The sequence below is a fragment of the Pseudomonas profundi genome (assembly GCF_008638305.1).
GTDB lineage: Bacteria > Pseudomonadota > Gammaproteobacteria > Pseudomonadales > Pseudomonadaceae > Halopseudomonas > Halopseudomonas profundi.
This window is the reverse complement of sequence record NZ_VTPZ01000004.1, coordinates 39,360-64,996: the sequence shown is the minus strand read 5'-3', so window position 1 is coordinate 64,996 and position 25,637 is coordinate 39,360. Positions and strand designations below refer to the sequence as shown.

20 protein-coding genes are annotated in these 25,637 nt (G+C 58.3%); 8 read left to right on the top strand and 12 right to left on the bottom strand.

Annotated elements, in window-relative coordinates; genetic code table 11:
* Positions 1-55: 55 nt before the first annotated feature.
* The 3 genes from FZE95_RS06985 to FZE95_RS06975 all read right to left on the bottom strand — a co-directional run bounded on the left by FZE95_RS06985 (position 56) and on the right by FZE95_RS06975 (position 3,230).
* Positions 56-1,198, bottom strand: coding sequence for an acyl-CoA dehydrogenase family protein (locus FZE95_RS06985; RefSeq protein WP_150300139.1), 1,143 nt, complete (start codon positions 1,196-1,198; stop codon positions 56-58).
* Between the two features lie 18 nt (positions 1,199-1,216).
* Positions 1,217-2,395, bottom strand: a complete 1,179-nt coding sequence (locus FZE95_RS06980) for an acyl-CoA dehydrogenase family protein (RefSeq protein WP_150300138.1) — start codon at positions 2,393-2,395, stop codon at positions 1,217-1,219.
* 364 nt (positions 2,396-2,759) lie between these two features.
* On the bottom strand, positions 2,760-3,230 hold the full coding sequence (locus FZE95_RS06975) for a hypothetical protein (protein WP_150300137.1): 471 nt from the start codon (positions 3,228-3,230) through the stop codon (positions 2,760-2,762).
* A gap of 461 nt (positions 3,231-3,691) precedes the next feature.
* Between FZE95_RS06975 and FZE95_RS06970 the strand changes: the two genes are divergently transcribed.
* From FZE95_RS06970 to FZE95_RS06965, 3 genes are all read left to right on the top strand, one after another.
* On the top strand, positions 3,692-5,344 hold the full coding sequence (locus FZE95_RS06970) for a sodium:solute symporter family protein (protein WP_150300136.1): 1,653 nt from the start codon (positions 3,692-3,694) through the stop codon (positions 5,342-5,344).
* A gap of 46 nt (positions 5,345-5,390) precedes the next feature.
* Positions 5,391-5,522 (top strand): putative transporter small subunit, encoded by a 132-nt coding sequence (locus FZE95_RS19725; protein WP_218573642.1) that lies wholly within the window; start codon positions 5,391-5,393, stop codon positions 5,520-5,522.
* A 402-nt stretch (positions 5,523-5,924) separates the two neighbouring features.
* On the top strand, positions 5,925-6,977 hold the full coding sequence (locus tag FZE95_RS06965) for a glycosyltransferase family 2 protein (protein WP_150300135.1): 1,053 nt from the start codon (positions 5,925-5,927) through the stop codon (positions 6,975-6,977).
* Here FZE95_RS06965 and rfbC read toward each other — a convergent pair.
* From rfbC to FZE95_RS20175, 5 genes are all read right to left on the bottom strand, one after another.
* The gene (gene rfbC / locus FZE95_RS06960; RefSeq protein WP_150300134.1) at positions 6,945-7,493 is read right to left on the bottom strand and encodes a dTDP-4-dehydrorhamnose 3,5-epimerase; all 549 of its coding nucleotides are present in this window, start codon (positions 7,491-7,493) and stop codon (positions 6,945-6,947) included. The two genes, FZE95_RS06965 and rfbC, sit on opposite strands and share 33 nt — an antisense overlap.
* Positions 7,494-7,532: 39 nt before the next feature.
* Complete coding sequence (locus FZE95_RS06955) at positions 7,533-8,840, bottom strand: NAD(P)H-dependent oxidoreductase (protein ID WP_150300133.1); 1,308 nt, start codon at positions 8,838-8,840, stop codon at positions 7,533-7,535.
* Positions 8,841-8,876: 36 nt separating this feature from the next.
* Complete coding sequence (gene rfbF / locus FZE95_RS06950) at positions 8,877-9,653, bottom strand: glucose-1-phosphate cytidylyltransferase (protein ID WP_150300132.1); 777 nt, start codon at positions 9,651-9,653, stop codon at positions 8,877-8,879.
* Positions 9,654-9,711: 58 nt separating this feature from the next.
* On the bottom strand, positions 9,712-10,758 hold the full coding sequence (locus FZE95_RS06945) for an NAD-dependent epimerase/dehydratase family protein (protein WP_150300131.1): 1,047 nt from the start codon (positions 10,756-10,758) through the stop codon (positions 9,712-9,714).
* Positions 10,759-11,087: 329 nt separating this feature from the next.
* Positions 11,088-11,174, bottom strand: coding sequence for a hypothetical protein (locus FZE95_RS20175; RefSeq protein ID WP_449619077.1), 87 nt, complete (start codon positions 11,172-11,174; stop codon positions 11,088-11,090).
* Between the two features lie 161 nt (positions 11,175-11,335).
* Here FZE95_RS20175 and FZE95_RS06940 point away from each other — a divergent pair, with 161 nt between their 5' ends.
* Positions 11,336-12,112, top strand: a complete 777-nt coding sequence (locus tag FZE95_RS06940; RefSeq protein WP_397387108.1) for an outer membrane protein OmpK — start codon at positions 11,336-11,338, stop codon at positions 12,110-12,112.
* A gap of 284 nt (positions 12,113-12,396) precedes the next feature.
* Here FZE95_RS06940 and FZE95_RS06935 read toward each other — a convergent pair whose 3' ends face one another.
* The 3 genes from FZE95_RS06935 to ligD form a co-directional block, all read right to left on the bottom strand.
* Entirely contained in the window at positions 12,397-14,376 is a 1,980-nt protein-coding gene (locus tag FZE95_RS06935; RefSeq protein WP_150300129.1) for a hybrid sensor histidine kinase/response regulator, read from the bottom strand.
* Between the two features lie 331 nt (positions 14,377-14,707).
* Positions 14,708-14,932 (bottom strand): DUF2188 domain-containing protein, encoded by a 225-nt coding sequence (locus FZE95_RS06930; RefSeq protein WP_150300128.1) that lies wholly within the window; start codon positions 14,930-14,932, stop codon positions 14,708-14,710.
* Positions 14,933-14,941: 9 nt separating this feature from the next.
* Positions 14,942-17,554, bottom strand: a complete 2,613-nt coding sequence (gene ligD / locus FZE95_RS06925; RefSeq protein ID WP_150300127.1) for a DNA ligase D — start codon at positions 17,552-17,554, stop codon at positions 14,942-14,944.
* Positions 17,555-17,647: 93 nt separating this feature from the next.
* Between ligD and FZE95_RS06920 the strand changes: the two genes are divergently transcribed.
* Entirely contained in the window at positions 17,648-18,538 is an 891-nt protein-coding gene (locus FZE95_RS06920) for an alpha/beta fold hydrolase (protein WP_150300126.1), read from the top strand.
* Positions 18,539-19,040: 502 nt separating this feature from the next.
* On the opposite strand, the gene FZE95_RS06915 is transcribed toward FZE95_RS06920, so the two are convergent.
* Entirely contained in the window at positions 19,041-21,488 is a 2,448-nt protein-coding gene (locus tag FZE95_RS06915) for a mechanosensitive ion channel family protein (protein ID WP_223824993.1), read from the bottom strand.
* A gap of 248 nt (positions 21,489-21,736) precedes the next feature.
* On the opposite strand from FZE95_RS06915, the gene FZE95_RS06910 reads away from it, so the two are divergent.
* The 3 genes from FZE95_RS06910 (at position 21,737) to FZE95_RS06900 (ending at position 25,635) form a co-directional block, all read left to right on the top strand.
* On the top strand, positions 21,737-22,606 hold the full coding sequence (locus tag FZE95_RS06910) for an acyl-CoA thioesterase (RefSeq protein WP_150300125.1): 870 nt from the start codon (positions 21,737-21,739) through the stop codon (positions 22,604-22,606).
* 165 nt (positions 22,607-22,771) lie between these two features.
* The gene (locus tag FZE95_RS06905) at positions 22,772-24,748 is read left to right on the top strand and encodes a cellulose biosynthesis cyclic di-GMP-binding regulatory protein BcsB (RefSeq protein ID WP_150300124.1); all 1,977 of its coding nucleotides are present in this window, start codon (positions 22,772-22,774) and stop codon (positions 24,746-24,748) included.
* Complete coding sequence (locus FZE95_RS06900) at positions 24,745-25,635, top strand: hypothetical protein (RefSeq protein WP_223824992.1); 891 nt, start codon at positions 24,745-24,747, stop codon at positions 25,633-25,635. Before FZE95_RS06905 ends, FZE95_RS06900 begins: the two co-directional genes overlap by 4 nt.
* Positions 25,636-25,637 lie beyond the last annotated feature (2 nt).

The following is a 25,637-nucleotide window of genomic DNA, read 5'->3' as shown; positions in this document are numbered from 1 at the left end:
TCCGGGACCGATCTGGCCAGGCTCGGTCCCTTCAATCGCTGGCTGACAGGGTCAATCAGAACCCATGCAACAGGGCAAAGCGATCAGCGTGGTAGCGGTAGTCGCCTAGCAGTTGCTGCACGACACGGGCTCGCTTGATGAACAGCCCTGCGTCGAACTCGTCAGTCATGCCCATGCCGCCATGCATCTGGATCATCTCGTTGGTCACCAGCTCAGCCACTTCACAGGCCTTGGCTTTGGCCAGGCTGACCAGAGCCGAGGCATCCGGTGCACCTTCGTCCAGCGCGACGAGCGCTTTCAACACCACCGACTTCACTAACTCCAGCTCGCTGAACATATGTGCCGCCCGATGCTGCAGCGCCTGGAACGAACCGATTACCACGCCAAATTGCTTACGCTCCTGAAGAAAGCTGACAGTTCGCTCAAAGGCTTCAAGCGACAATCCCAGTAATTCCGCAGCAAGTTGCGCGTTGCCGGCATTCAGCACCGACTCGACTACCGGATGCGCCTGGTTCAGCTCGCCAAGCAATGCATCGTCGTCCACTCGCACGTGGTCCAGCGTTATCCGTGCGGCGTTGCGGCTGTCCGCCATGATGGTCCGCTCCACCCTGACGCCGTCGGTGCCGGGATCGATAACAAACAGACTAATGCCGTCGCTATCCTGACTGCCAATACTGGTGCGCGCGGCCACGATCAGTTTGTCGGCGACATGCCCGTCGACCACGGAACACTTGTGACCATTAATGACAAAACCCCCGTCCAGATTCTGCGCGGTCGTGTTGATCGACCAGGGTTGATGGCGGGCTTTTTCGTCGATAGCCAGCGTCACGATCAGGTTACCGCTGGCGATAGCCGGCAACATCGCACGCTTCTGCTCGTCCGAACCGGCCAGTGAAAGGGTCGCTGCAGCCAGCACGGAGCTGGAGAACAGCGGGGATGCACTCAGGTTGCGCCCGGCCTGCTCAAATAACTGCCCCATACCTACATGGCCAAAACCCGAACCGCCAAAATCCTCGGATATCAGGGTCCCAGCAAAGCCCATCTGCGCCATGTTGTGCCAGAGTTCGGTCGAAAAACCTGTCTCGTCGCGAGTGTCGCGCAGCCCGCGTAGCTGGGAAACCGGGGCGTTCTCCCTGAAAAAACGTTGGGCGGCGTCCCTGAGCATGTTCTGCTCTTCATTCAAAACCAATGCAGCCATGGTGCGTCCTCGGGTCGATTACTGAAGCGCGAGAATATTGCGCGCGATTACGTTGAGCTGAATCTCGCTGGTGCCACCTTCGATGGAGTTGCCCTTCGAGCGCAGCCACATCCGCGGCAAAGCACCGTGATGGGAGGCCTCGCCTTCCCATACCAGCCCATCGCTGCCGCGCAGCGCAATCATCAGCTCCTGGCGTCGCTTGTTCAGCTCGGTGCCGTAGTACTTGAGCATCGCCGACGTGTGGCCCACGCCCTGGCCGGCCTTGGCTTCATCGAGCACCCTCTCTGCGGTCAGCTCGAAGGCTTTCGCATCTATTGCCCACCGCGCGACCTCAGCGCGTAACAGGCCGTCAGCCAGGCGGCCGTTTTCAAGCCCGACGCTGTCCACCGCAAAGTCCGGTAGCGTCTGCTGTCCTGCTGCTGTGCGGCCCATGCCGCCGATCATCTCGCGTTCATGGGTCAGCAAATATTTAGCGATAGTCCAGCCCTGATTGATCTCACCCACCACCTGGTCCTTTTCAACGCGCACGTCGTCGAGGAAAGTTTCACAGAAGGGTGAATTGCCGGAAATCAACTTGATGGGACGGGTGCTCACGCCTGGCGTCGTCATGTCGAACAGAACCAGGGAGATGCCCAATTGTTTGCGCGCATCGGGGTCGGTACGTACCAGACAGAACATCCAGTCAGCCTGATCCGCATAGGAGGTCCAGATCTTCTGGCCATTAACCACGAAGTGATCGTCATGATCTTCGGCCCGTGTCTGCAACCCCGCCAGATCAGAGCCTGCACCGGGTTCACTATAGCCCTGACACCAGCGAATCTCACCTCGCACTATGGCCGGGAGATGCTGCCTCTTCAACGACTCGGAACCGAACTTGAGTATGGCTGGCCCAATCATCCACACTCCGAAACTGGAGAGCGGCGGGCGTGCCCGGATACGCGCCATTTCTTCACGCAATATCTTGTGCTCAGCCTGGCTGAGTCCGCCGCCGCCGTACTCGCGTGGCCAATCCGGCGCCGTCCAGCCGCGCGCAGCCATGCGCTCCAGCCAGATTCGCTGATCATCGCTGGAAAACTGAAAATTGCGCCCGCCCCAGCATTGATCCCCTTCCTGTTTCATGGGCGTGCGCATAGCCGGTGGGCAGTTTTCCTCCAGCCAGTCGCGCGTTTCCTGTCGAAATGCATCAAGATCGGTCACATTGATTCTCCTCGATGAAGCTGCGTATAGGATCTGACCAAGATACTCCGCATAACCTCCCTGCGCTGCGCTGTAAGCAAGCGGAATGACGATTCATTAGCAAACAGAATCGGCATCCAGCCCTGGTCGTCCATCCTCGAGAGGATTCATGTAGCGATTCAGCAGCGTCGAACGCTCAGGAGCCCCAGGGGCATTGGAAAGCGGCAGGGCATATCGAAAAGCGTGGGGAGGTTGCCGACTGACCTGACAGCACGATGCCGTTGGGCAGAATCGAGGAAGAACGCGGGAGGGCAAGGAACTTCGAGCGCCGAGCGAGGCTCTGAATAACGTCCCGAATCCTGACTTACCGGGACGCTGAAACCGATCAGAATTTTAGTTGATCACCTGGCTCAGGTTTGGCCGGACACTCTGGTACGGACTCGCCGTCCGCTGCGCAACGTTCATCGCCGAGAGTGTAAAGCGCGTCACGAACGATTGCCTCCTCTTCCGGGTTGACTGGCTCAAGCGCAAGCTTCTGGTCGGCTTCGGGGACAACAGGCTCAGCCGGTCGGGTATCAACAGTCGGAATGGGTTCGGCGATGACAGCCGGAACCTTGGCGGCAGCAGCAGCATCAGTACAGCCCTCTGTAGTACATGGGCCCGAGGCAAAGCTGACATCGATATTCTGCGTAGCAGCCAGCGAGTCAAACTCAGCTGAGCTGTCTGTTACGTGTTCGCCAAGCTCGGCTTGCTTTGCTTCATATCCAAGCACGCTTTTATCAGCCCCGCTTTTACCACAGCCGGAAACTGACAAGCCGAGTACTACGCCATACGCCAATAGGCGAATTATCTTCATGAAGGTGTTCAGCTCTCACTTCTCAGTATGGATCGAGCGCTCCTGGTGCGCTGGTTATCATCGACCACGCTCATCGGGGTGTTGGTGCTTGTACTTCATTGCTTGCATATGCCCGCTCACGGTCCTCGGAAGGCCCGTTTGATCAGCGCGGAAAAGGCACAGTTTACCCTTGACAGCCTTTCGTAGTAATGCTGGCAAAGGGCTAGGATACAGCGCTCCGGGTGGACTGGCTCCGGTTGAACTGATAGGGTAGTCCTCCACCGGACGTAGCAAACCCGGGCCAGCAATGCGTTTTCATCGGTCATCTGCGCCGAAATCTATCGGGTTATATCCCTTCTGTTTGTGCCTGGGCGAGAGCTTCAACGCGCCGTGCTTGCTTGAGTCCGTTATTTAACCGCTGATGGATCCTCGTTTGATATTTATGGATTTCCAGCCCTGTCAATTCACAAAGGGACGATAATTTGAACGATTCCACACTTTTCCAATTCTCGACGTTGACTGTGTTGCTACTGTTGCTCGCGTTTTATGGCGGCACCTATCTGCTGACGTTGCTGATCAAGGACAAGAAAGAAAATACCGACGCCTTTATGGTTTCAAACCATCGCATCGGCTTCGGCCTGGGCGCCGCCAGCATGACCGCCACCTGGATCTGGGCCGCCTCATTTTACGCAGCCGCCACCTCCGGTTATACCTACGGTGTATCAGGCCCTCTGCACTATGGCTTGTGGGGCGCCTTGATGATCCTGTTTATCTACCCCTTCGGTCGCCGGTTCCGCAAGCTGGCTCCGAATGCGCACACGCTGGGCGAATTGATACATGCCCGACACGGTGCTTCGAGCCAACTGATTCTGGCCTCGTCTAACGTACTCGGCAGCATCATCAGCCTGATGGTCAACTTCACCGCGTCCGGTGCGCTGGTATCGGTACTGTCGCCGTTATCTTTCCAGGCCGGGGTCATCATTGCTGGCGTCGGCGTGCTGTCATACACACTCTGGTCTGGCTTCCGCGCCTCGGTCCTGACAGATTTCGCCCAGCTCATGGCAATGATGGCCATCGCCATCGTGATCATTCCTGCAGTACTGTTCTCCCTTGGTGGACCAGCCGCTCTGGTCGACAATATGGATGTGCTCACACCCGAGCAGGCAAACCTGTTCTCCATGGATGCCATCCTCAACCAGGGTGCACCTTTCTTTGTGGCTGTACTGGCCTATGCGATCGGCAACCAGACCATTTCGCAGCGTCTGTTCGCGGTCCGCGAAGATCACATAAAGCCCACCTTTATTACCGCTACCATTGGCTACGGTGCCATCGTGATCGGCCTGGGCATGATAGGGCTCATGGCACTGATAACCGGCATCGAACCCATCGATGGCGACATGAACAACCTGATCCCACAGATGGTCTCGATGTATCTGCCGCCGGTGTTCATTGGTCTTTTCTTCATTCTGGTTATCGGCTCGTTATCATCGACTGCGGACTCTGACCTGTGCGCGCTTTCCGCCATTGTCATGGCAGACGTCTACGGCAAAAACATCGCCAAGAACAATCCCGACCCGACAAAGATGTTGTTCATCGGCCGGTTGACCATGATCGTGGCCACGCTGCTCGGCGTAATTTTTGCCAGCTTCTCCATGGATATTCTGATCATGCTGGTATTTGTCGGTGCACTGTGGGGTGCAATCGTATTCCCGGTGATCGCAAGCTGTTTCTGGGATCGAGTGACCAACACGGCGTTCACCTGGGCGGTGGTAGCCGGGTTGTTGATGTTCTGCCTGGCGCGCTTCGAACTGCTGCCCATGACTGGCGTGATCGGCGTGTTCTTCGAACTGCTCGGCTCTGCTGGCGGCGGCGTGGTCATCGGTCTGATGAGCTTCGGGTTCTTTGGCCGTCGCGCAGGTCTCATCATAGGTGTGCTCGGCGCACTGGTCCTGGCCTATTTCACCCTGGGCTTCCTGCGCGACTACACCGTGCTACTGGCCTCGCTGACCGCCTATGGCGCAAGCACCATCGTGTGTATAGCCATCAGCCTGCTGAGCTCGCACAAGTTTGATTTCCAGAAAATCAGCCGCGACGTGGGCAACTACGACCACAACGCCAAAGCGGCTCAATCCTAATCTTGGACAACCGCCGCCCGCTCTGGGCGGCGACAGGAGACATACTATGCAATCACTACTTCTAGGTTCTTACATCCTGATCTGGCCGCTGGCGTCGCTGGCCGTGCTGGCGGTGATTCTGACCGCCACACTAAAAGACCTTCGCAAAGCCAAGCAGGAGCAGCGCGGCCTGGTCTGATCCAACGAGGGCGTGCGGGTGAGAATCCGGCCGGCATGCCCTGCTCAATCACTGCCCCCTCCATGCATGATATCCCTGCCAATCTTCACTCCCGCCGTTACCCGCCTGTCTTAAAACTCTGCCTATAGCGCAGGATGTGATACGCGTCTAGATAACATTTCACTTTTTAGTTTAATTTTTCATATAACCGCCAATCGTCGCTCACAAACTTTCTAAGCGGAAGGTGAGCCGTCAACTTTTATACAATAAAATCAGTAACTTTTGAACAAACAGCCCGAACAGCCTGTCTTGTTAGGGTGCACTTGCTTTATATCGATTTGTAAAATTACGTGTGCTTATGCAGCTTCTTACCCATACTGCTCACAGCGCAGAAGGAACAATCAAACATACTAGGAAGATGGTATGAATAAGATTTTTGCGGTAATACTCACCTTTAATCGAAAGGATTTGCTTAACAGGTGTTTGCAAGCGGTCTACAGCCAGACCCGAGCCTGTGATGGTGTCATTGTTATCGATAACGCTGGCACCGATGGAACCGAACAGATGCTCAAAGAGCTCGATTTTCCGAATCTTGAAGTACACATCCTGTCGAACAATATAGGTGCGTCAGGCGGATTCAACGCCGGGTTTCGGATTGCTTATCAACAAGGCGCTGACTTCGTCTGGATGATGGATGATGACGTTATCCCCAGCCCTGACGCCCTTCAGCGCCTGCAGGAAGCGGACGAGCTCCTGGAACAGAAATCGATGGAGCGCGCATTTTTACTGTCCACTGCGTATACGGAAGGCGGTCTGATAACGAACGCACCTTCCATGGACCAGCGGCGCAACCGTATCGATTATGAAAATTGGCCACTGACCCTGGAGCACGGCATCGTCCCGGTGCGCAGGGCAACTTTTGTGTCGATACTCGTACCGCGGGCGACGCTGGCAGAGTACGGGCTACCTCTGGCTTCGATGTTTATCTGGGGCGAAGATACGGAATACACATTACGTATTACCCGGAACGCTCCCGGCTTTATCGTGGGAAATAGCAAGGTCCTGCACCTTAGACAAGAAAACGGTGCTATCAGCATTCTCGCCGAGCACAATCCCAACCGATTGAAATACCATCGTCATTACGTTCGCAACGAGGTTTTTGTAGCGAGAAAGTATTATCGTCCGCGCCGCCTGATCATGTCAGTTTTCCACCAGATCAAACTCATCAGTCAACTACTCGGAATGAAAGAATTCGGTAAAGCCAGAATTGTTCTCCAAGGACTGATTGAAAGCAGCCACTTCCATCCGAGTGCGGAAGCGATAGATGCGCCGTTTTCCAATCTCGGGGTAACCGTGCGTAGCTTCCTGCTGGATGCTCCGCAACCACTGGCTACCCCTCCGGTCGCAGTCTCCAGACTCGAGCCGGTTAACGAAGACAATATGTCAGAACAGTTTCTCAGAGCGGTCTACGATTAGCGGCCATGCCGCATCCTTGTCCGAGATGGTCGTTACCGCCTCGGGCCAGGTAATCCCAAGCCGTTCGTCGTTATAGCGCAAGCCGCGCTCGGCCTCCGGCGTATACGGAGCCGAAACCAGATAGCTCACCTCTACATCATCCTCCAGCGTCTGAAATGAATGCGCAAAGCCTGGCGGCACGTAAAGCTGGTGCCGGTTCCGGTCGGTAAGCTCGAATAGCTGGTGCTTCAGATAGCTTGGCGAGTCTTCGCGCAGATCGACAATCACATCGACGATGGCCCCGCGCAAGCAACGCACCAACTTGGCTTCAGCGTAGGGCTCGGCCTGGTAGTGCAAGCCCCGTAGTGTCCCGCGGTTTGCAGAAACCGAGGTGTTCTGCTGAACATAATCGGTGACAAGTCCATGCCTGGCAAACTCGTCCCGGCACATCGTACGCGCAAAAAAACCGCGCTCATCCCCACGCGGTTCCAGTTCGATCAGCCAGGCATCCTTCAGCGTCGTTTCGTGAAATATCATTTGTTGCTCCTTGAAAGATAACCGCGCAGCCGCGCGGTATCAGGCAAACATCTCTTCCTGTTCGGCGTAGAGACGATCTACTACTCGTCCAGCGGGTACATTGACGTCATCAAATGTCAGCGGCGTGTCTTTCTTGACTGCCCGCTTGAGGGTGCAACCCAGCGCCAGACCAACCGGCAACAGGCGCTCGCTACGAATTGGCTGAATGTTTTCCGCGACGCCATAGACTTCGTAACCACCGAAGTCACCGATGAGCTCACCTTCCTGCAGATCTTTCTTTGCCACCGCAATCACGCCGACCATGGGACCTGCCTTTGGCGTCAGCACAGGATCATCGAACAGCACCGCGCGCGCCACGGAGTTGGGTACCTCGAAGTGACACAGGTGATAAGGCGTGTAGAAGCAGTAAAAAGGCCCTTTGCCGAGCTTGTACAGCTCCAGATAATGCCGCTGCCGAGGGTTATCCAGCGTGCCCAGAACGAATACGCCCGGGCCAGGGCGCGCGCCTACCACGTAATCGACCAGCCCGGGGCTCGACGCGTCCAGGTGAGGCTCAAAGGCGGGCAATGTATCTTCGATCGGGACCAACGGAGCCCCCGGATCGCCGCCAGAAAAATCCGGCCCTATCATTCCGCGACGAGCAACCCGCATGCCGGTGCCATTGGCGACAATGGCCTGCTCGAAGGAAATCTTGGTGCCATCGGCGAAGGAAGCAACCATAGCCGGCTTTTGCCCCCACCGCCTGGCGAAGCTTTCCTGGGTGGTCGGGTTGCGATAGGGATCGTGCAAACCCTTGATGTTGCCGCATAAAACAGGCTTTACGCCCAGACCCGCAACGAATCGGTAGAGATTCATCTGTACCCCAGGCTGGTCGCCATCGGAAAAGGTATAGACCACTCCTGCGGCGTCGGCCTTGGCTTTCAGTATCGGACCGATTGTGCCGTCCAGTTCCGCGTTCATTTGCACGACATGCTTGCCCGCTTCCAGCGCGGCCAGCACTGCCCGGGCGGCGAACTCGATCGAACCTGTGACTTCAATGATAGCGTCCAGCCCTTCAGCCCTTGCAAGCGCCTCGGCATCTTCCGTCACCGCAGCGCGACCGGCCTTGATCGCGTCTTCCAGCGCGGCCTGAGAGTCACAACGGGCCGGCTGAATGCCGACCTGGTCAAACACTCCCACCGCCGCCGCAATATTGCGGTTGGCCACGGCGCACAACGTCATACCCTGGGTAGCCGTCATGATCAGCAATGCGATGCCACTCGCCTGAAAACCTGCACCGATCATACCTACACGAATAGGCCGACCCTCGGCCTGGCGCCGGGCAAGCGCCGTATCAACAATAATCATCACACATCTCCGACAGGCGTAAGCTGGGCTTGGCGATCAATCTTTCCAGAGCTTCCACGGCGCACCGCGCGCCCAGGCCTCTTCCAGCACGACCTTGTCGCGCAACGAGTCCATACTCTGCCAGTAGCCTTTGTGCGCAAAACTGCCCAGCATGCGACGCTCGACCAGTCGATCCATAGGTTCGTTCTCCCACACGGTCTGGTCGTCATCGATCAGATCGAAGACTTCAGGCTCGCAAACGAAAAATCCACCGTTGATCAGACCGCCATCAGCGGCGCCCTTCTCACGGAAGGCGTCGACATGGCTGAGATTGTCGGACAAACGCAAAGCGCCATAACGACCGGGCTGGGTAACGGCCGTCAGGGTGCACCAGCAACCCGACGCACGGTGCGACTCGACCAGCGCAGTGATATTGACATCGCTAACGCCATCGCCATAAGTCAGACAGAAGGGACCATCCATCAGGTACTTCTGGGCACGCTTGAGGCGGCCGCCGGTCATGGTATCGCCACCCGTGTCGAGTACCGTTATTTTCCAGTTCTCCGGCAGCTTGTCATGCCACTGGACCTCACCGGTAGCGAGGTCGATGGTGTAATCGGAACGATTGCCACGATAGTTAAGAAAGTAATCGCGGATGTAATCAACCTTGTAGCCGCCGAGCACCACGAATTCGTTAAAGCCATGATGGGCGTACATTTTCATGATGTGCCAGATGATGGGCTTACCGCCCACCTCGACCATCGGCTTGGGACGAACGGCTGTTTCTTCACTGAGACGGGTACCAAAACCGCCGGCAAATATGACTACTTTCATTTTTACCTCTCCTTAGGTAGGTAAGTCGGCCGCGCGACCGGCTGGAAAATACTGTATTTCACAGGGGTAACCATTTGAGATCCTCTGATAAACGACCCTGTGCAATGTGGTCCTGAAGAACGTGCAGTCGCATCAGCGGCGAAGCCCGGAAGTCAGGATCGTTGAACTTCATCCGTTGCAAGCCTTCAATCAACTGGCCGATTGAATCGGAGAGCGTCATCAGCGGCTGGTGATTGGGGGCAAGCTTGGCAAACAGGCTGAAATCCACTTTGTAGGATCGGCTGTCTACCGGCGCGTCGGTATTGATGCTGACCGATGTGCCGGGGACTGCATCAGCCACCGCCGCTGCCAGATCCCGAACCTGATGGTTGCGCTCATCAGAGCCCGTATTGATGTGCAGGAAACGGCCGCCATTGCTGGCCGGACGCTGCACCGCCCAGTCGATTGCACGGGCCATGTCAGCCACGTCAATCAGTGGACGCCACGGGGAACCATCGCTCAGCACGGTAATACGGCCTTCGCTGAGTGCACAGGCGACAAAATCGTTGAGAACAAGGTCAAGGCGGAGCCGGTCGGACATGCCGCACGCAGTGGCGAACCGCAGACAGGTTATGACCATGTCACTATCGATACCTGCCAACTCTTCTTCGGCGCCGATCTTGGACTTGGCATAGGCGGTCATGGGCGCGACCGGGTCAGTCTCACATCTTGGCGCACCGTGAGCGACGCCATACACGCTGCAACTGGAGGCAAAGACGAAATTGCTGACGCCGGCCTCGGCAGCCAGCTTGGCAATCGAGACGGTGGCTTTCTGATTGATTTCTTCTGTCACACCGGCGAAACGATTGCCCATCGGGTCATTCGACACGGCGGCAAGCTCTACCACAGCGGTGTAACCTTCCAGCATGGACGCGGAGATCGTGCGCACATCGCCGTAGAACTGGCGATCGAGGTAGCGCTCCGGCGCAGCGATCGCGCCGGTCAGGCAATGACTGAAAAAGGCGTTGTCAAATCCATGAATGACGGCTTCAGGGTGGCGCGATGCCAGCTCCCTGACAACCGAAGGGCCGACATATCCGAGGTTTCCGAGTACGAGTATCTTCATAAGGGCCTTCCCTGCGCCAAGTGAGGCTGGTTGCGGGTTGTAGCGAGCAAACGATTGTTTGAACTGGTCCTATGATACGTACGCATTACGAAAGTTCATTTCAGCACAACGAGAAATGTGACATCAGTCCGCTACTGCCTAACAGCAGCGCCCGAAACATTTTGAAAATTAATCACTTATGAGCGAGCCACAGCATCGCGCGACGACCAGCGGTACCGGCTACAGGTAAACAGAGGAGGCTTGATTCGGAGGGGGGAGGACAACGTCAGGACATGAATGGCGCCAGCCGAGGGTGATTCACGGCATGGCGCTCGGCGATCTGACAGGCGTTAGAAGATCAGCATGAAAAAGCCGATCACCACTGCGAGACCAATCAAAAAAATGATACCGGCCGTACTGGCTAGAAACTTGAGCATAAAAACTCCTGATGTGAAGACTGTCATTTTTCGACTGACAACCACCAGCGTAGTTCAGCCTGGTCCGGCCTGGCGGGAAGCGCACCAAGCGCTATTTTCTGTATTTTTGCCGCAAAGGCTTTAAGATGGCGCGGATTTTTAACCCTATTATCGGAGCACTATTGATGCGCAAAGGAACTACAGTCGCCGTTGCGGGCAGTCTCGCCGTGGTCAGCGGGCTCGCTGCCGCCTCCCCCCTGCAGTGGCAAGACAACAGTCTGACCTATTTGTATGGCACGGATTTCGAGATTGACCCGAAAACCCAGCAGACCTTTACCCTGGAGCACGCCAGTGGTTGGAACGCCGGCGATCTGTTCATGTTCATCGATAGCATCCAGTACAACGGCCGCAAGGACGCGACGGGTAACAACAGCACCTATTACGGAGAGATCGCGCCGCGCCTGTCGCTTGGCAAGTTGAGCGGGCAATCAATCAGTTTTGGGCCTATCAAGGATGTATTGCTGGCCGGAACCTATGAATTCGGCCGTGGCGACATCAAGAACTACCTGCTCGGCCCTGCAGTGGATCTTGACCTCCCCGGCTTCGATTATTTTCAGCTCAATACCTACTATCGACACGCTGATACGCCCGATGGCAGCCGTGGCAGCTGGCAGATCACTCCGGTCTGGGGTTATACGCTGGCCGCGGGCAAGTCAGACATTCTGATCGACGGCTATATCGACTGGGTGGTCGATAACGACGGAGCGGGCCCCCACGCCAATTTTCACTTCAATCCGCAAATCAAATACGACCTGGGCAAGGCGCTGGACTGGAAAGCCAAGCAATTCTATGCCGGTATTGAATACAGTTACTGGAAAGACAAGTACGGCATACGGAACAGCCGCGACTTTGATACCAACCAGAACCTCACCAATCTATTGGTAAAAGTACACTTCTGATCGCTGTTACAACCTACCGGTGCCTACCCAGGCACCGGCTCGAGTCCCTGCCGGATCGTGCCGTTCGCTAATCTCTCCCCGCTTCACGTAGTGCGTTCTTCCTTCGCTCGCTCGATCCATCCGGCATGCTGAATATCTGAAGCCTATTTCCTGACCAGCAGAGCGGATAGCAAGCAGCCTGGGCTCACCAACCAACTGAGCAAGCCGCGCGAAGGAAGAGTTTAATCCGTGAAGCATAAGGAAGAGAGTAAACCAGAGGAAACACGCTGGACTTTCAGGGAGGATCAGACAGAGGCAATATTGGCAGGTTCATCGGACACGTTAGGCGCTACCACAATCAAAGCCTGAGTAATTGCTTCGGCCAGCGCATTCTCGCCGAACGGCTTGGCCAAGCGCGGAACCTTTATGGGAATTTTGCTCCGGCGAGACAATTCAGCGTAACCGGTAGCCAATACAATCGGCAGTTCGGGGCGTTCTGCCCGGACGATCTCAGCCAGCTGCATGCCGGTCATACCCGGCATCGCGTGATCTGTAATGATCAGGTCCACGTTGCGTTCGCGCAGCAGCTCAAGGGCTTGCGGGCCTGAACTGGCCTCAATCACCTTGTGTCCAAGCTCCTCGAGCATCGCCGTTGTGTTGGTCAGAACCAGTGGATCATCATCCACCGCCAGAACATCCAGCGGCCCCTTGAATTCTGCAATCGTGTCTGGATCCAGAGTCTGGGTGGGTTCCGGCTCGCTGATTGCTACCGGTAGCCACACCTCGACGGTCGTACCTTTATCCTTCTCGCTGTTTACCACCAGCTTACCGCCCAGTTGGCCGGCCATCCCATGAACCATGGACAAACCCAATCCTGTCCCCTTACCCACCCCTTTGGTGGTAAAGAACGGTTCGGTGACCCGCGCCAGCGTTGCTTCATCCATTCCTTCGCCCGTATCGGTCACGGAGAGCCGAACATACTCGCCCGGCTCCAGCTCACCCGTCTCGCCACCGGCGTGATACTCGGCGCTGGCGGAAATCTCGATGGTGCCGCCCTCAGGCATTGCATCACGTGCGTTAACGACGAGGTTGAGCAGGCTGGTCTCAAGATGATGGGCATCAGCCTTGACCGAGGGCAATACCGAAGCAAATCGCGTGTTAATGGAAATCGAGGGTCCGATCGAGCTTTCCAACAAACCGGACATACCCCCTACCAGTTCAGGCACCGAGACTGCCTCGATTCGCAGTTCCTGCTTGCGGGCGAAGGCGAGCATACGTTGCGTGAGCGTCGCGCCGCGTTTCGCACCCTCGATGGCATTTTCGATAAATTGCATCACCCGCGTGTCATCCGGGAGGCGCTTGCGGGCCATCTCCAGGCTCATCAACACTACGGTCAGCAGGTTATTGAAATCGTGCGCAATACCGCCAGTCAGTTGGCCTACCGCTTCCATTTTCTGCGCCTGGAACAGCGCTTCACGTGCCTGCTCGAGTTCTTTCTCCCGTTCAACCCGCTCGGTGACATCCCGGGTAACCTTGGCGAATCCCGTCAGGTTTCCCTCAGGATCGTATATTGCATCGATAATCACATGAGCAACGAACCGGCTGCCGTCCTTGCGCATTCGCCAGCCTTCACTTTCAAAGCGACCAACGCGTGCGGCCGTTGCCAGGCTGGCTGCGGGCTTACCGGCAGCGCGGTCCTCTGGCGTATAGAAGCGCGAGAAATGCTCGCCTACTATCTCTTCCCGCTTATAACCCTTGATGTGCTCGGCGCCGGCGTTCCAGTTGGTGACCAGGCCACCCGGACTGAGCAGATATATAGCGTAATCCGTCACGCCTTCGATTAGCAGACGAAATTGCTGCTCACTTTCACGCAGCGCCTCTTCGGCCATCTTGCGCTCGGTTAGGTCACGGGTGATCTTGGCATAACCAAGTATTTCGCCCGCGGGATCTCTGATCGGGTCAATGATGACGTGCGCCCAGAAACGAGTGCCATCCTTGCGGATGCGCCAGCCTTCCGTTTCGAAGCGTCCTTCGCGCGCAGCTATATCGAGACCGCGTTGTGGCTTTCCAGCGCGTTGATCACTTTCAGAATAAAAGCGAGAAAAATGGCAACCCATTATCTCATCGGCGGAATAACCCTTGAAGCGCTCAGCTCCCGGATTCCAGCTGGAAACAATGCCGTCAGGGTCCAGCATATAGATGGCATAATCTGTCACCGAGTCGATGAGCAAGCGATAGCGCCCTTCGTCGGTCAGCGAAGCTTCCAGCTGTTCAACCTTATTCATCGCTCTATTCCTACAATGTGTCGTTAGCCGATCATGATACACATTGAAAGACTGTATACCGAACCGGCGTCACAAAAAACGTCAAGCGTTTTACATTCCGCTGTATCGGCCGGCCACCGACACTCCAGCGAATCACCATAGGACGGGCCGGATGACTGGCTTCAATCGGGCAGAAACGTCATTCAATGTTAAACCAGCCTGGATTGTAGCAATTGGCTTCCCTATGCCTGTTCTCACTTTCGGGACACTTCACCCCTGGTTCTGGCACAGACGACACGGCACAGAGCTGCATCACTGACGTTATCGCTGCTGAGGGACCATCCAGCCGCGTTCAGCCCGGGCTTTCAGCGGGATCCGCCCGACGGGGATAGGTCCGCTCTTCCTCGATATCGCCATTCTGCAAATGAATCTTCACCGAGCCGGTCTTCCCTTCCATATAGTCCGGAAGCAGCGCCAGCACCTCCGCTTTGGTCCCCGCCGTGCGCGCAGCCTGCGAAGCGCCCTCCTTTCTCAGCTCCCAGCCCGTATCCGTCTGACTGACGTGGTAGTTATCCATCGCAATCTCCTATTTCGTCTTGAGTCCGAGTCGCTTGCGCATGTCAGCGGTGATTGTCTGGCGGGCTTTCTCATAGCCTTCCCATGGGTCCGAGTCCAGCTCACCGAGACGCTCATGCAGATTATGGATGGTCCAGGTATTGGCGGCCTTCAGATCGTCGATCTCGTCGCGGTAGATCGGTACCGAGACCGGCATGCCTTCCCGGGTGCGCGCAGCGTAGGCGCAGATAGTGGTCGCGCCCTGGCTGTTGCGCAGGTAATCAATGAAGATTCGGCCGACACGGTTCTTCGGGCCGGATACCGCCGAGAAGCGATCCGGTAGCAGCTTGGCCATGTGCTTGACGATCGCTTGGCTGAACGCTTTCACCTGCGCCCAATCGTCCTTCGGCTTCAGCGGAATCACCAGGTGAATGCCCTTGCCGCCACTGGTTTTGAGAAAGGCGGTGAGCCCCAGCTCATCGAGTACCGCCAAGGTCAGCTGCGTTGCCTCGATCATCGCCTTCCAGGGCAACGCCGGATCCGGGTCGAGGTCGAGAATGAAGCGGTCCGGGCGCTCAAGATCGGCCGAGGTCGCATTCCAGGTATGGAATTCGATGGTGCTCATTTGCACCGCCCCGATCAGCGCCTCGGGACTGTTGATCATCATCACCGGCTGCCCGGAATATTCCTTGCCCATGGTTTCAATATTCGGAATGGACAGGCGATCCGGATTCTTCTGGAAGAACAGCTCCCCCGACAAACCCTCCGGCGCACGCACCAGGGCCACCGGCCGGTTGGCCAGGTGCGGCAGGGTCCAGTCTGCGGTGCGGGCGTAGTACTCCGCCAACTGCCCTTTGGTCGCACCGCTTGAGGCATCAATCACGCGCTTGGGGTGGGTGATGCGGAAATTGCCGCTGGTCGAGGATTTGCCGGTTTTGGTCGGGGCCGACTTTTCGCTGGTTTTCGATTTCGATTTCGTGCCGGGCTTGTCCGCTGCGCTCTTTTTCGACTTCGTCATTGCCGGTCGCTCGTGGGTAATATCTTCGGCCGGCTTGTCGCTGCGCAGCCCGTGGAATACGGCATGGCGCACGCTGCCGTCCTTGGTCATCTCCGCGTAGGCGACTTCGGCCAGCAGCTGCGGTTTAAGCCAATGCACACCGCGCGCATCGGCACCGGTGGGCGGGTTCACCACAGCCGCTTTCTTCACCTCCAGCGGCTTCAACTGTTCGTGCACGCGACGCAGGGTCGCTTCATTGAAACCGGTCCCCACCTTGCCGGCGTAACGCAGCTCACCACTGTCCTCGTCATGCAGGCCGAGGAGCAAAGCGCCGAATGCGCTGCGGCTACCCTTGGGATCGGTGAAGCCAACAATCACAAACTCCTGGCGGTGACTGCATTTGAGCTTGATCCAGTCATTGCTGCGCCGGGACACATAACTGCTTCCCGCGCGCTTGCCGATCAGCCCTTCCATCTTCATCTGGCAAGCGCTATTCAGCATCGCCTCGGGGGATTCCTCAAAATCCTCGGAAAAACGCAGAATATCGTCTTCACTGCGTTCCATCACTTTCGCCAGGGCAGCGCGGCGTTGCTCAAGGGGCACCTTTCTCAGGTCCATGCCATTGAGGTAAGGCATGTCGAACAGGTAGTAAACGATGGCGCCGCTTTTGTTGGTCTCGAAGGCATTCTGCAAAGCCTGAAAATCCGGCACGCCTTCATCGTTGGCGACGATCATTTCGCCGTCCAGCCAGGCGGTTTGCAGCCCAAGCCCGGCCAGGGCTTCGGCCTGACGCGGCATCTTTGTCGTCCAGTCGTGACCGTTCCGAGTGAAAAGCCGCACGTCGCCGTCATCGATACGCGCCATGATGCGGTAACCGTCGAACTTGATTTCGTAGCGCCAGTCACCATCCGGCACGCTCTCGACCAGGGTGGCGAGCTCAGGCTTGAGTATGTCGGGCAGCTCCGCCTGTTTCGCATCGCCAAGCTCGGTTGACTGCTTATTGCCTGTTTTCTTTGCCGGTGCCTTTTCCACCGGCTGGGGTTTTACCGCTTTACCGCCGCGACGTTTCGGAACAATGGTGCGGTCACTCAGTACGCTGTGGGGTTGTTCTTCCGTTACATCGTATTCAGCCGCCGGACGCGCCGCGTCGTCCTTGGATTTAATCAGGAACCACTGCTCCTTCTTGCCATCCATGTTGGTGCGCACCAGATTCCAGCTGCCGGCAAGCTTCTCGCCCTGCAGCTCGAATTTCAGTTTGCCCTTCTGGTAGGCCTCGCGGGGATCACCTTCGGGTATCCACACTCCGCGGTCCCAGACGATCACATCGCCGGCCCCGTAATGCCCTTCGGGGATATTGCCCTCAAAGGTGGCGTAGTCCAATGGATGATCTTCGACGTGCACCGCCAACCGGCGAGATTTCGGATCCAGGCTCGGCCCTTTTGGCACCGCCCAGCTCTTCAGCGTACCGTCCAGCTCCAGCCGGAAATCGTAATGCAGCCGCGTCGCGTCGTGTTTCTGTATACAGAATTGCAACGCATGTTCTGCCTTGCCACGCTTGCCAGAGCGCTTCGATTTGCTCGCACCAGAAGGCTCAGGCGTTGCACCAAAGTCCCGTTTGCGGTTGTATTCCTCGAGTGCCTCGGCCATGAATACACCTCTGCTTCGCTCTTTCCAATAAAGAACAGCGCCGGCCTGGAAGGTTCACTCCCGCACCGGCGCCCCAAACTGGACCCCTTCGACATGCCCGACCCGAACAGCTCCGATTTACCCGTAAGCCGTTTTTATTCTTCGCGCAGCTTGCGTCTGCATTATCTCGACTGGGGCAACCCCGACGCTCCCTTGCTGGTTCTTTTGCATGGCGGATTGGAACACGCCCGTGTCTGGGATCAGGTGGCACTGCAGCTGCGTGAGCAGTGGCATGTTGTAGTGCCGGATCTACGCGGTCATGGTGACAGCGACTGGAGCACCGGTTGCGCCTACTCCATTCCCGATTACGTGCCGGATATCGCCGCGCTGATGGAGGATCTCGGCAACCCGCCGGCCACGCTGGTCGCGCATTCGCTGGGCGGTAATATCGCCATCCATTACACCGCGGCCTTTCCTGAGCAGGTCGAGCGGCTCTGCGTGATCGAAGGATTGGGATCGTCTCCGAAGGTACGCGCCGAGCGGGATCTAACGCCCCGGCACGGCCAACTGCGCGCCTGGGTGGAGAAGGTCGGGAAGATAGATAAGCAACAGACCAGTCGCTACGCCAATATCGAGGCGGCAGTCGACCGCCTAATGAGCCATGATCCTCTCGTCGACCGCGCCACCGCGCTGCACATTTGCAGCCATGGGCTTACAGCAGCCGAGGATGGTCAGCTGCGCTGGAAGTACGACGCCAAGATACGCGGCGGGGGCGCCGCGGAGGTTGCCTCGCCGGAAGCCAGCGATCTATGGCAGACAATCGAATGCCCCGTACTGCTGATCTACGGTGAGGAAAGCTGGGCCTCGAACCCCGAAAAGGATGGCCGCTCCAGACACTTCCCCAACGCCAGAATCATCAGCGTCGAGGGCGCCGGGCATAACGTGCACCACCACCGGCCTGCGGCGTTCATGGAGTGTCTGATGGATTTCCTGGCGCAGCGGTGACACATTGCCGCCTGCGGCGAGACCCGACGCTTCCATGAGTGCGCGCTCAATGGAGGGGGGGTTCCATCCCGGCCATAGTGCTCGCCGGCTATGCCGCTGGTCGAGATGGAACTCGACTGTCCACAAACCGTGTTTTATTCCGAGCACATGGTGTCTATCTGGAATGCGCTCTCTATTCACACCGACGCGGTCAAGGGTGGGAGGCCCGATCGGATCGCCGAACCGTCGGAGCGATGCTGGTCTCCAGGCCAGTCGATGTAGCTTGCAGCAACCCAAGGGTGCCCTGCGGACGCCGTCGCGGCGGCGGTTCGGCGCCCCGAGGCGCCGCTCCTTCAAACCAGTGTCCGCCGATGGTGTTGAGTTGATCCGTGCCCGCCAGCATCAGCTTGCACAGACCCGTAGGAGTGTCGACCTCGGCACGACGCTGGCCGCCAGGCCAGCCACTGCAACCAGCACCAGCCGTAGCCGTAGCCGTGGCAAGTCACCGCGCTGATGCCTCCCCCTACCGCGTCTTGATAGACCCTACCAACCGCTCCCTCGGATCAGCCACATGAATGCCCAGCTCGCGGAAGCGCTCCAGAATGCGCCGGTTCATCTCACGCTGCACGCCCCAACGGCCTTTGTCCACGCAGCGCATCTGGCCGGCCAGGGTAAACAGCGAGCCGTCCACCGCGTCCACGCCCCAGACTTCCAGATCAGCAATAATCAGCTTCTCGAACGCCGGATCGGAACGTAGCCCGGCGCCAATGGCCTTGAGCTCGGCAATCGCCTGATTGATGTCTGTGTCATAACGAACGCTGATGCGCACCGCCGCATTGCCCAGGCCACGGGTAGTATTGTTGACCGTCGACACCGAACTGAAGGGCACAATGTGCAGTGATCCGTCGCCGGCGCGCAGGCGGACCGTACGGATGGAGAGGTTTTCCACCGTGCCTGATACGCCCGCTACGGTCACCCAATCGCCGACCTGCATGGCGTTTTCCATGAGCAGGAAAATCCCGGTGATAAAGTCCTGCACCAGTTTTTGCGAACCAAAACCAACGGCCACGCCGATGATGCTTGCGCCCGCCAGCAGCGGCGTCGTATTGATTCCTATCTGGCTGAGCGCAGTGAAACCGACCACCAGCACGATGACGACCATCAGCCCCGAGCGCAGCATGGGTAACAGGGTGCGCAGCCGTGCTGCGCGCACCGTATCGCCCTGCTGTCGCCACAGGTTGATGCGCCTGTCGATGGCTGCATTGGTCGTCTGCCAGACGATGATAGCGAGGATCACCGCCACCAGAATGGTCAGCGCCGCAGAGGCAAGGCTACCGCCAATCGTGCCTGGCGCGAACCAGGCGAGCGCATTCAGCCCCCAGGCCTGGAGCAACGCCAGCAAGGTGCCGGCCGCGATGATGAATATCACCAGCGCGCGCAGCAGCGGGTAATAATCCTCGGCCAGTCGATGGCGCAAGCCCTGGGCCTGCTCCGCCTCCTCGTCTTCATCCACCAGCCGGCCGAGCGCACCCAGAGCCAGGACCGCAACCAGACGCCCAAGCACAATAATCGCGCCGGATATCCCGACAAACTCGATCAATCTGGGAAAGCCGTCCTCGATATGCATGGTCCGGATCAGCCAGGAGCCCATGACCAGCACACTCGCCAGGTAAGGCCAGATTCGCGCCAGCCACCGACGCAGGACGGCCCAGGTGCCCGAGCGATCCTGGGGACCGGCAATCAGCGCGCCTACCCGATGGCGAATCCGGAACACCAGAACCACCACCGCAATGTGCGCCAGCAGGGAAACGCTCTTGATGATCAACAAACGCGCTGACGGCCCGGTACCGAGAATCTCCACGGCGTTGGCAAGGGCTACGCCAAACGTGGCCAGCACTACCAGCCCCCTTGCCCACCGGTGCAGCAACTGTGACGCGCCATCGCTGATGCGGGCGATGCGCAGACTGTAGCGGGTTGGCGAGGCCAGCAAACGCACCACGGCCATGGTTATCCGGGTAATGACGTAGGCCATGACGAACTCACTGGTTACCTCGTGCGTGCGCGAATCGAGCCCCGGCAGGAAATGCAGGGTCAACGCAGCGATGCCGAAGAACAGCCCCAACGGCAACAGGTCCAGCACAAAGCTGGCAAAAGCGAACGGCAGGTGACGCAGCGCAGTGAGCTCCGGCTCGGCTTTGTTGGTCCTGGCTGGGGGGTGTCCCGTGCCGATCTGCTGGGCGGGTTCAGGCGCTGTCGCTGGGTCGGCGCCCGAATTGACCACGCCGACCGCAACAGACTCGACCTGTTCGACGCCGTCGCGCTGAACATGCACCAGAGCGGTGCCATCCTGGATCGGCCGCAATCCGGCTACCGCCTGTTCGGCCAGACTCGAACTGGCGATTGGCTCTACGGGCCTGCGCGGAGCAGGCGGCCGTTGATCCGCTTCGTCGGCGGTGTCGATCAGGGTCTGCGCGCCCTTGCGCAATACTCTGCGCAGCAGCCATTCAAGCCCCAGACCAATACCGAAGACGATGGCCAGATCAGTCAGTACCTGCAACAGCAGCGCACGCCCCACCTCACTGACAAAAGTGGCTTCAAACCAGGCCGGCAGTTCCGTGAGTGCATTGCCGAGGCGTGCCAGTAGCTCGGCCAAACTGTCCGCCCATTGCCCCACCTGCTCGAGCGTTCGGGCAATCAGGCCACCCTCTTCCAGCGGTACTATGTTGGCAATCGAGGATTCTTCTGCCGCAGCGGCCTGCCCGTTTTCTTCGTCAGCCGGCTCGCCATCGGTTTCTTCATTGCTGTCGGCGTCCGCGCCAGCGGCGATGGTTTCCAGCGTACGTACCACCTCCTCACGCTGCGCTTCGTCCTGCAGGGTCTGCAGTGCGCGACGCGCTTGCGGCGCAGTTATCTCTCCGTCACCAGCAGGCGCGGCCCAACCAGCAACCGGGACGAGCGCCAGCATCAACATGCACATTCCGTGAACGACCGCTTTATACATAAGCTCCCGCCGACTTTTCGCAGATGGACAACCGCCGCCCGGCGTACCCGATGCGGGCTGGCAATACCGACAAACCAAACGGCAATCGTTCATTGGAGCCTCGCCTGGCGCTCACGTTCATAACCGGATATACGAACCATCTATAGCGGGGCGTTCTGCTTGCCTCCAATGGGTGATGACTTCATGCTTTTGCGCTGCACTCAAGGAATCACCTGGCCATGACCTCAGCTACTCTCTTCGAATGTTCACTTTCGCCCCGCTTCACCGATCTGGATACCTGGCGGCACGTTAACAATTCCCGCATTTACCAACTACATCAGGAGGCCCGCATGCGCGCTCACCTTGAGCGGTTCGGCGCGGATGCCTGGTTCTCCGATGACGTGCGTCTGCGTCCGCTGCGCAGCACTACCGATTATCGGCTGGTAACCTGGTATGGCAGTGATGTGCAGGCACAGGTGCGGGTGCTGGCGTGCGAGGACGACTGCTATCGGGTGCGTAGTGACCTGTTTCAGAATGGCAATCATGTCGGCAGCCAGGATTGTCTGATGGGGGCTTTCAACAAGCATGAGCGGGTTGCCTTGCCAGCAGAGGTGCGCGATGCGCTAGCCGGCATGATCGAGGGCGAGCCTGAGCCGCTGCCAGACCCGAAGAACCGCGACGTGCTGCAGCGCGCTGCAGAATTTCCCGTGACCTGCCAGCTGACGCCCCGTTACGGTGATCTGGATGTTGATGCCCAGCGCAGCGAGGCAGCACTCGCCCAGTACATGGAGCAGGCTCGGTACAATGCCGTCAGACAGCTGGATTTCGGCGGCCTGGGTGTGCTGGTGGCGTCCGTGGATATCACCTTCGAACACTACCGTCCCGGCTTCGACATCATGAACCTCGCTGCAACGATCAATCGCATCGGCAACAGTTCATTCGTGTTCACCGGCTATGCCGCCAATTCACAGGGTATGCAGGCAACCGCCAACAGCGTCATGGTCGTGATCGATACCGGCTCAAATCGCCCGGTGCCCATCCCCGCAGCATTACGTCAACAGCTCGAAAAAATGATGCTTCAACCTGTGACGCAGCCCTCATCCAGATAATTGACAGCCGGGCGGAACCAAGTGAGCGCTACGCCATCAGATTGCTGGCAATCGTTGTACAGGTCGCCAAAATCCGACTATTTTCCTATGTGTAGCCGGCGTACATGCCGCTGAATTTCTGAATGTCTGCCCATTGGACGGGCTTCCTGCGAGGGCAAGCTAACAATGAGACCGACACTCGGCTGGATGCCGAATTGGCTACTATGTTGCGTAATTCTTGTGTCGGTACCGACCCATGCTCAACAAACTGACGAACAGCCTGATAATCCGCCTCCTGGTGATGCACCCGCAACGCAATATATAACCCGCACGCTAGGCTCTCTGGGCCATTATCAAGGCCTGCAGCAGATCACCGCCGAGGGCAGCGTGGCCTTCAATATGCCCATGCCGCTGGATGCACAGGTCAGCGAACCCCGGCTCGAACTGCATTATTCTCCCGCCGCCTGGCTGGGCCCGGATGCCTCCTTGCAGGTGCTGATCAACGGTACGCCACGGGAAAATATCGGCGTGGCGGATATCAGCGAGGATGCCACGTCACCGTCCACCGAAAACGGCGCAATGGCCGAGACCAGAATGCTCTCGGTCCCGTTGCAGCAAGAGGATCTGCGCCTGCCTTACCTGCAGGTCCGCGTGCGCGCCAGGTCCAACGTCCCGATGGATCGTTGCACATCGCCGCGCGCTCAACAGACCTATCTGACCATCGAACCGGAAACCGCTATCGCTTACCAGCTCGACCAGGGCCCGGCGCCGAGTGTGCGCGGTTATATCAGTACGCTGCCGCATGACGTGCGTATCGCCATATCCCAGCCGGCACCCGACCCGGAAGCCCTGCGTGCCGCCTGGCTGCTGACACATGAGTTGCAAGAGCGCGGGCATGACGTGGAACACACCGGCCTCGAGAACGGTGCAGACATCGTCATCGCCTCGCGCCGAGAGCTCGTCCAGACCGGGGTGCGCCTGGCGGCCGGGCATAATATCGACGTGGTAGCGCCTGACCCGCAACAGCCCACTTCCCGGTTACTGGCGGTGACCGAGCCGTTCTACATCGATGCCCTCGCCGATCCCTGGGGCGCGCTGCTGACCAGTTCCGGCTATCCCGAAAGCATCAGTTCCCCAGCGCCAACTCCGTCCAAGGATTCGGTCCAGCTGATACAACTTGGCGTAGACGGCAATGCGCGGCCCTTCGCTGACCGCGCTGAATGGGCCATAGATACCAATGCCCTGCCCGCCGGCCGCCTGCCGACCGCGCTAAATCTGAACCTGGTCGTGCCGCCCAGCCCGGCTGAGCAACCGCTGACGCTGTACGTTATGCAGGACAATATGTTGCGCGCCGTTCAGCAGCTCTCACCGGATGGCGGCCCGCAATCGGTACGCGTCGGCCTGAATGAGGTTAACCCCACCGCTTCCGAGCCGATCCGCGTATTGCTGATCCGGCCGGGGGCTGAGTGTATCGCCGCACCGCCCTCGGGTTATGCGCAACTGCTTACTTCATCGGCCGTGGAAACCAGACCCGCCGGAGGCCAGTCACAGAGTGTGGCAGCCTTCGGTTATGAACTGGCGGACCGTTATTTCGTCCATTTGCCCCCTGATGCCCTGGGCCGACCACATGAGTGGATCAGTGTGCTGGCGTCCCTGGGCCGCAGTCTGGCACTCGACCCGCGCATGGCGGAATTCGTCAGCACCTCGATGGCGCCCGGAGGCAGCCGTCCCTTCATATGGCTGGGGTCGCAGCCACCCGAGGGCTTCGACGCTTCCATAGCGGTTGATCAGGGCCGTGTGCGAATACGCGACAACGAAGGCAGAATCCTGCTGGACTCCGGCGAGTTGCCAGGGACCAGCTTCGCCAGTCTGCTGCGCAGCGGCTCCCAAAGGGGCATCTGGTTGCGCGCGCTGGACGACGGGTTGCCAAGGGTACCGCCGGGTCTGGAAGTAAGTACCGGCGACCTGGTGTTTGGTGATGAACGGGGCGTGCTGGTATCGCTGGATACCAGGGACTATGCCCTGATGAAGGTGGAATATCCGGACTACTCGACCTGGTGGGAACGTCTCGCGCGCTATCGCGGCTTGTTGTTCGTCATTGGCTGGGTGGTATTGACTCTGGTGGCCATTGTGGTCTCCCGAAGAATAAGGAAAAAATCATGAAAACCCTCCCCTTTCTCAGACCTGCCCTGTGCAGATTTGCTGCTATCTCACTGTTGACACTGCCGGCTGCCACGCCGGTGCTGGCGAACGCCTGGGTGCAGGAAGAAGGCAAGACGCTGACGATCCTGAAGCTCAGCCATACCGACGACACCGATGTGTTCGACAGCAGCGGCGATCACACGCATTTCGATGACAATGGCCGCAGCCGCCAGGACCAAATCAACCTGTATATCGAGCACGGTTTAACACCTGATCTGACGCTGGTCGGCAACTTTTACTTCAACGAAGTACGCTACCGCAGCGACAGCCTGGCCGACGACTTTGATGACACCACCCGTGGCTTCGGCGATCAGGAATTCGGCGTGCGCTATCGTCTGAATCCGGGTTTCAGTGAGGACTGGGTGGGGTCCCTGCAAGCCATTGTCAGCGTGCCTACCTACAGCGAAGATGCTGATGTGGCGCTGGGCGAAGGCGGCTATCACTTCGAGCTGCGCTACAGCATTGGTCGGGGCTTCATGCTCGGCGAGCGTTCAGGCTATATCGACGCCGGCATCGCCGGGCGCAAGCGCACCGGCAACCCCGCGGATGAAGTCCGCGCGGATGCAACCGTCGGCCTGTCACTGACACCGAAGCTGATGCTGATTGGCGAGTTCAACCATATTGAAGGCCTGGGCAATGACAGCGGTAACACCCAACCTGAGGAAGCGCGCGATCCCGATCTGGTCTACATCAACAGCACCGACTACGACCTGACCAAGCTGTCTCTATCTGGGCTCTACTCGCTGTCAGACGGATTCCAACTGCAGGCTGGCTATATGCAGCCGGTTGATGGCCGTAACACCGGCGCCGCAGGCGGTCCCTTTGTTGCCGCGTGGTGGAGATTCTAAAA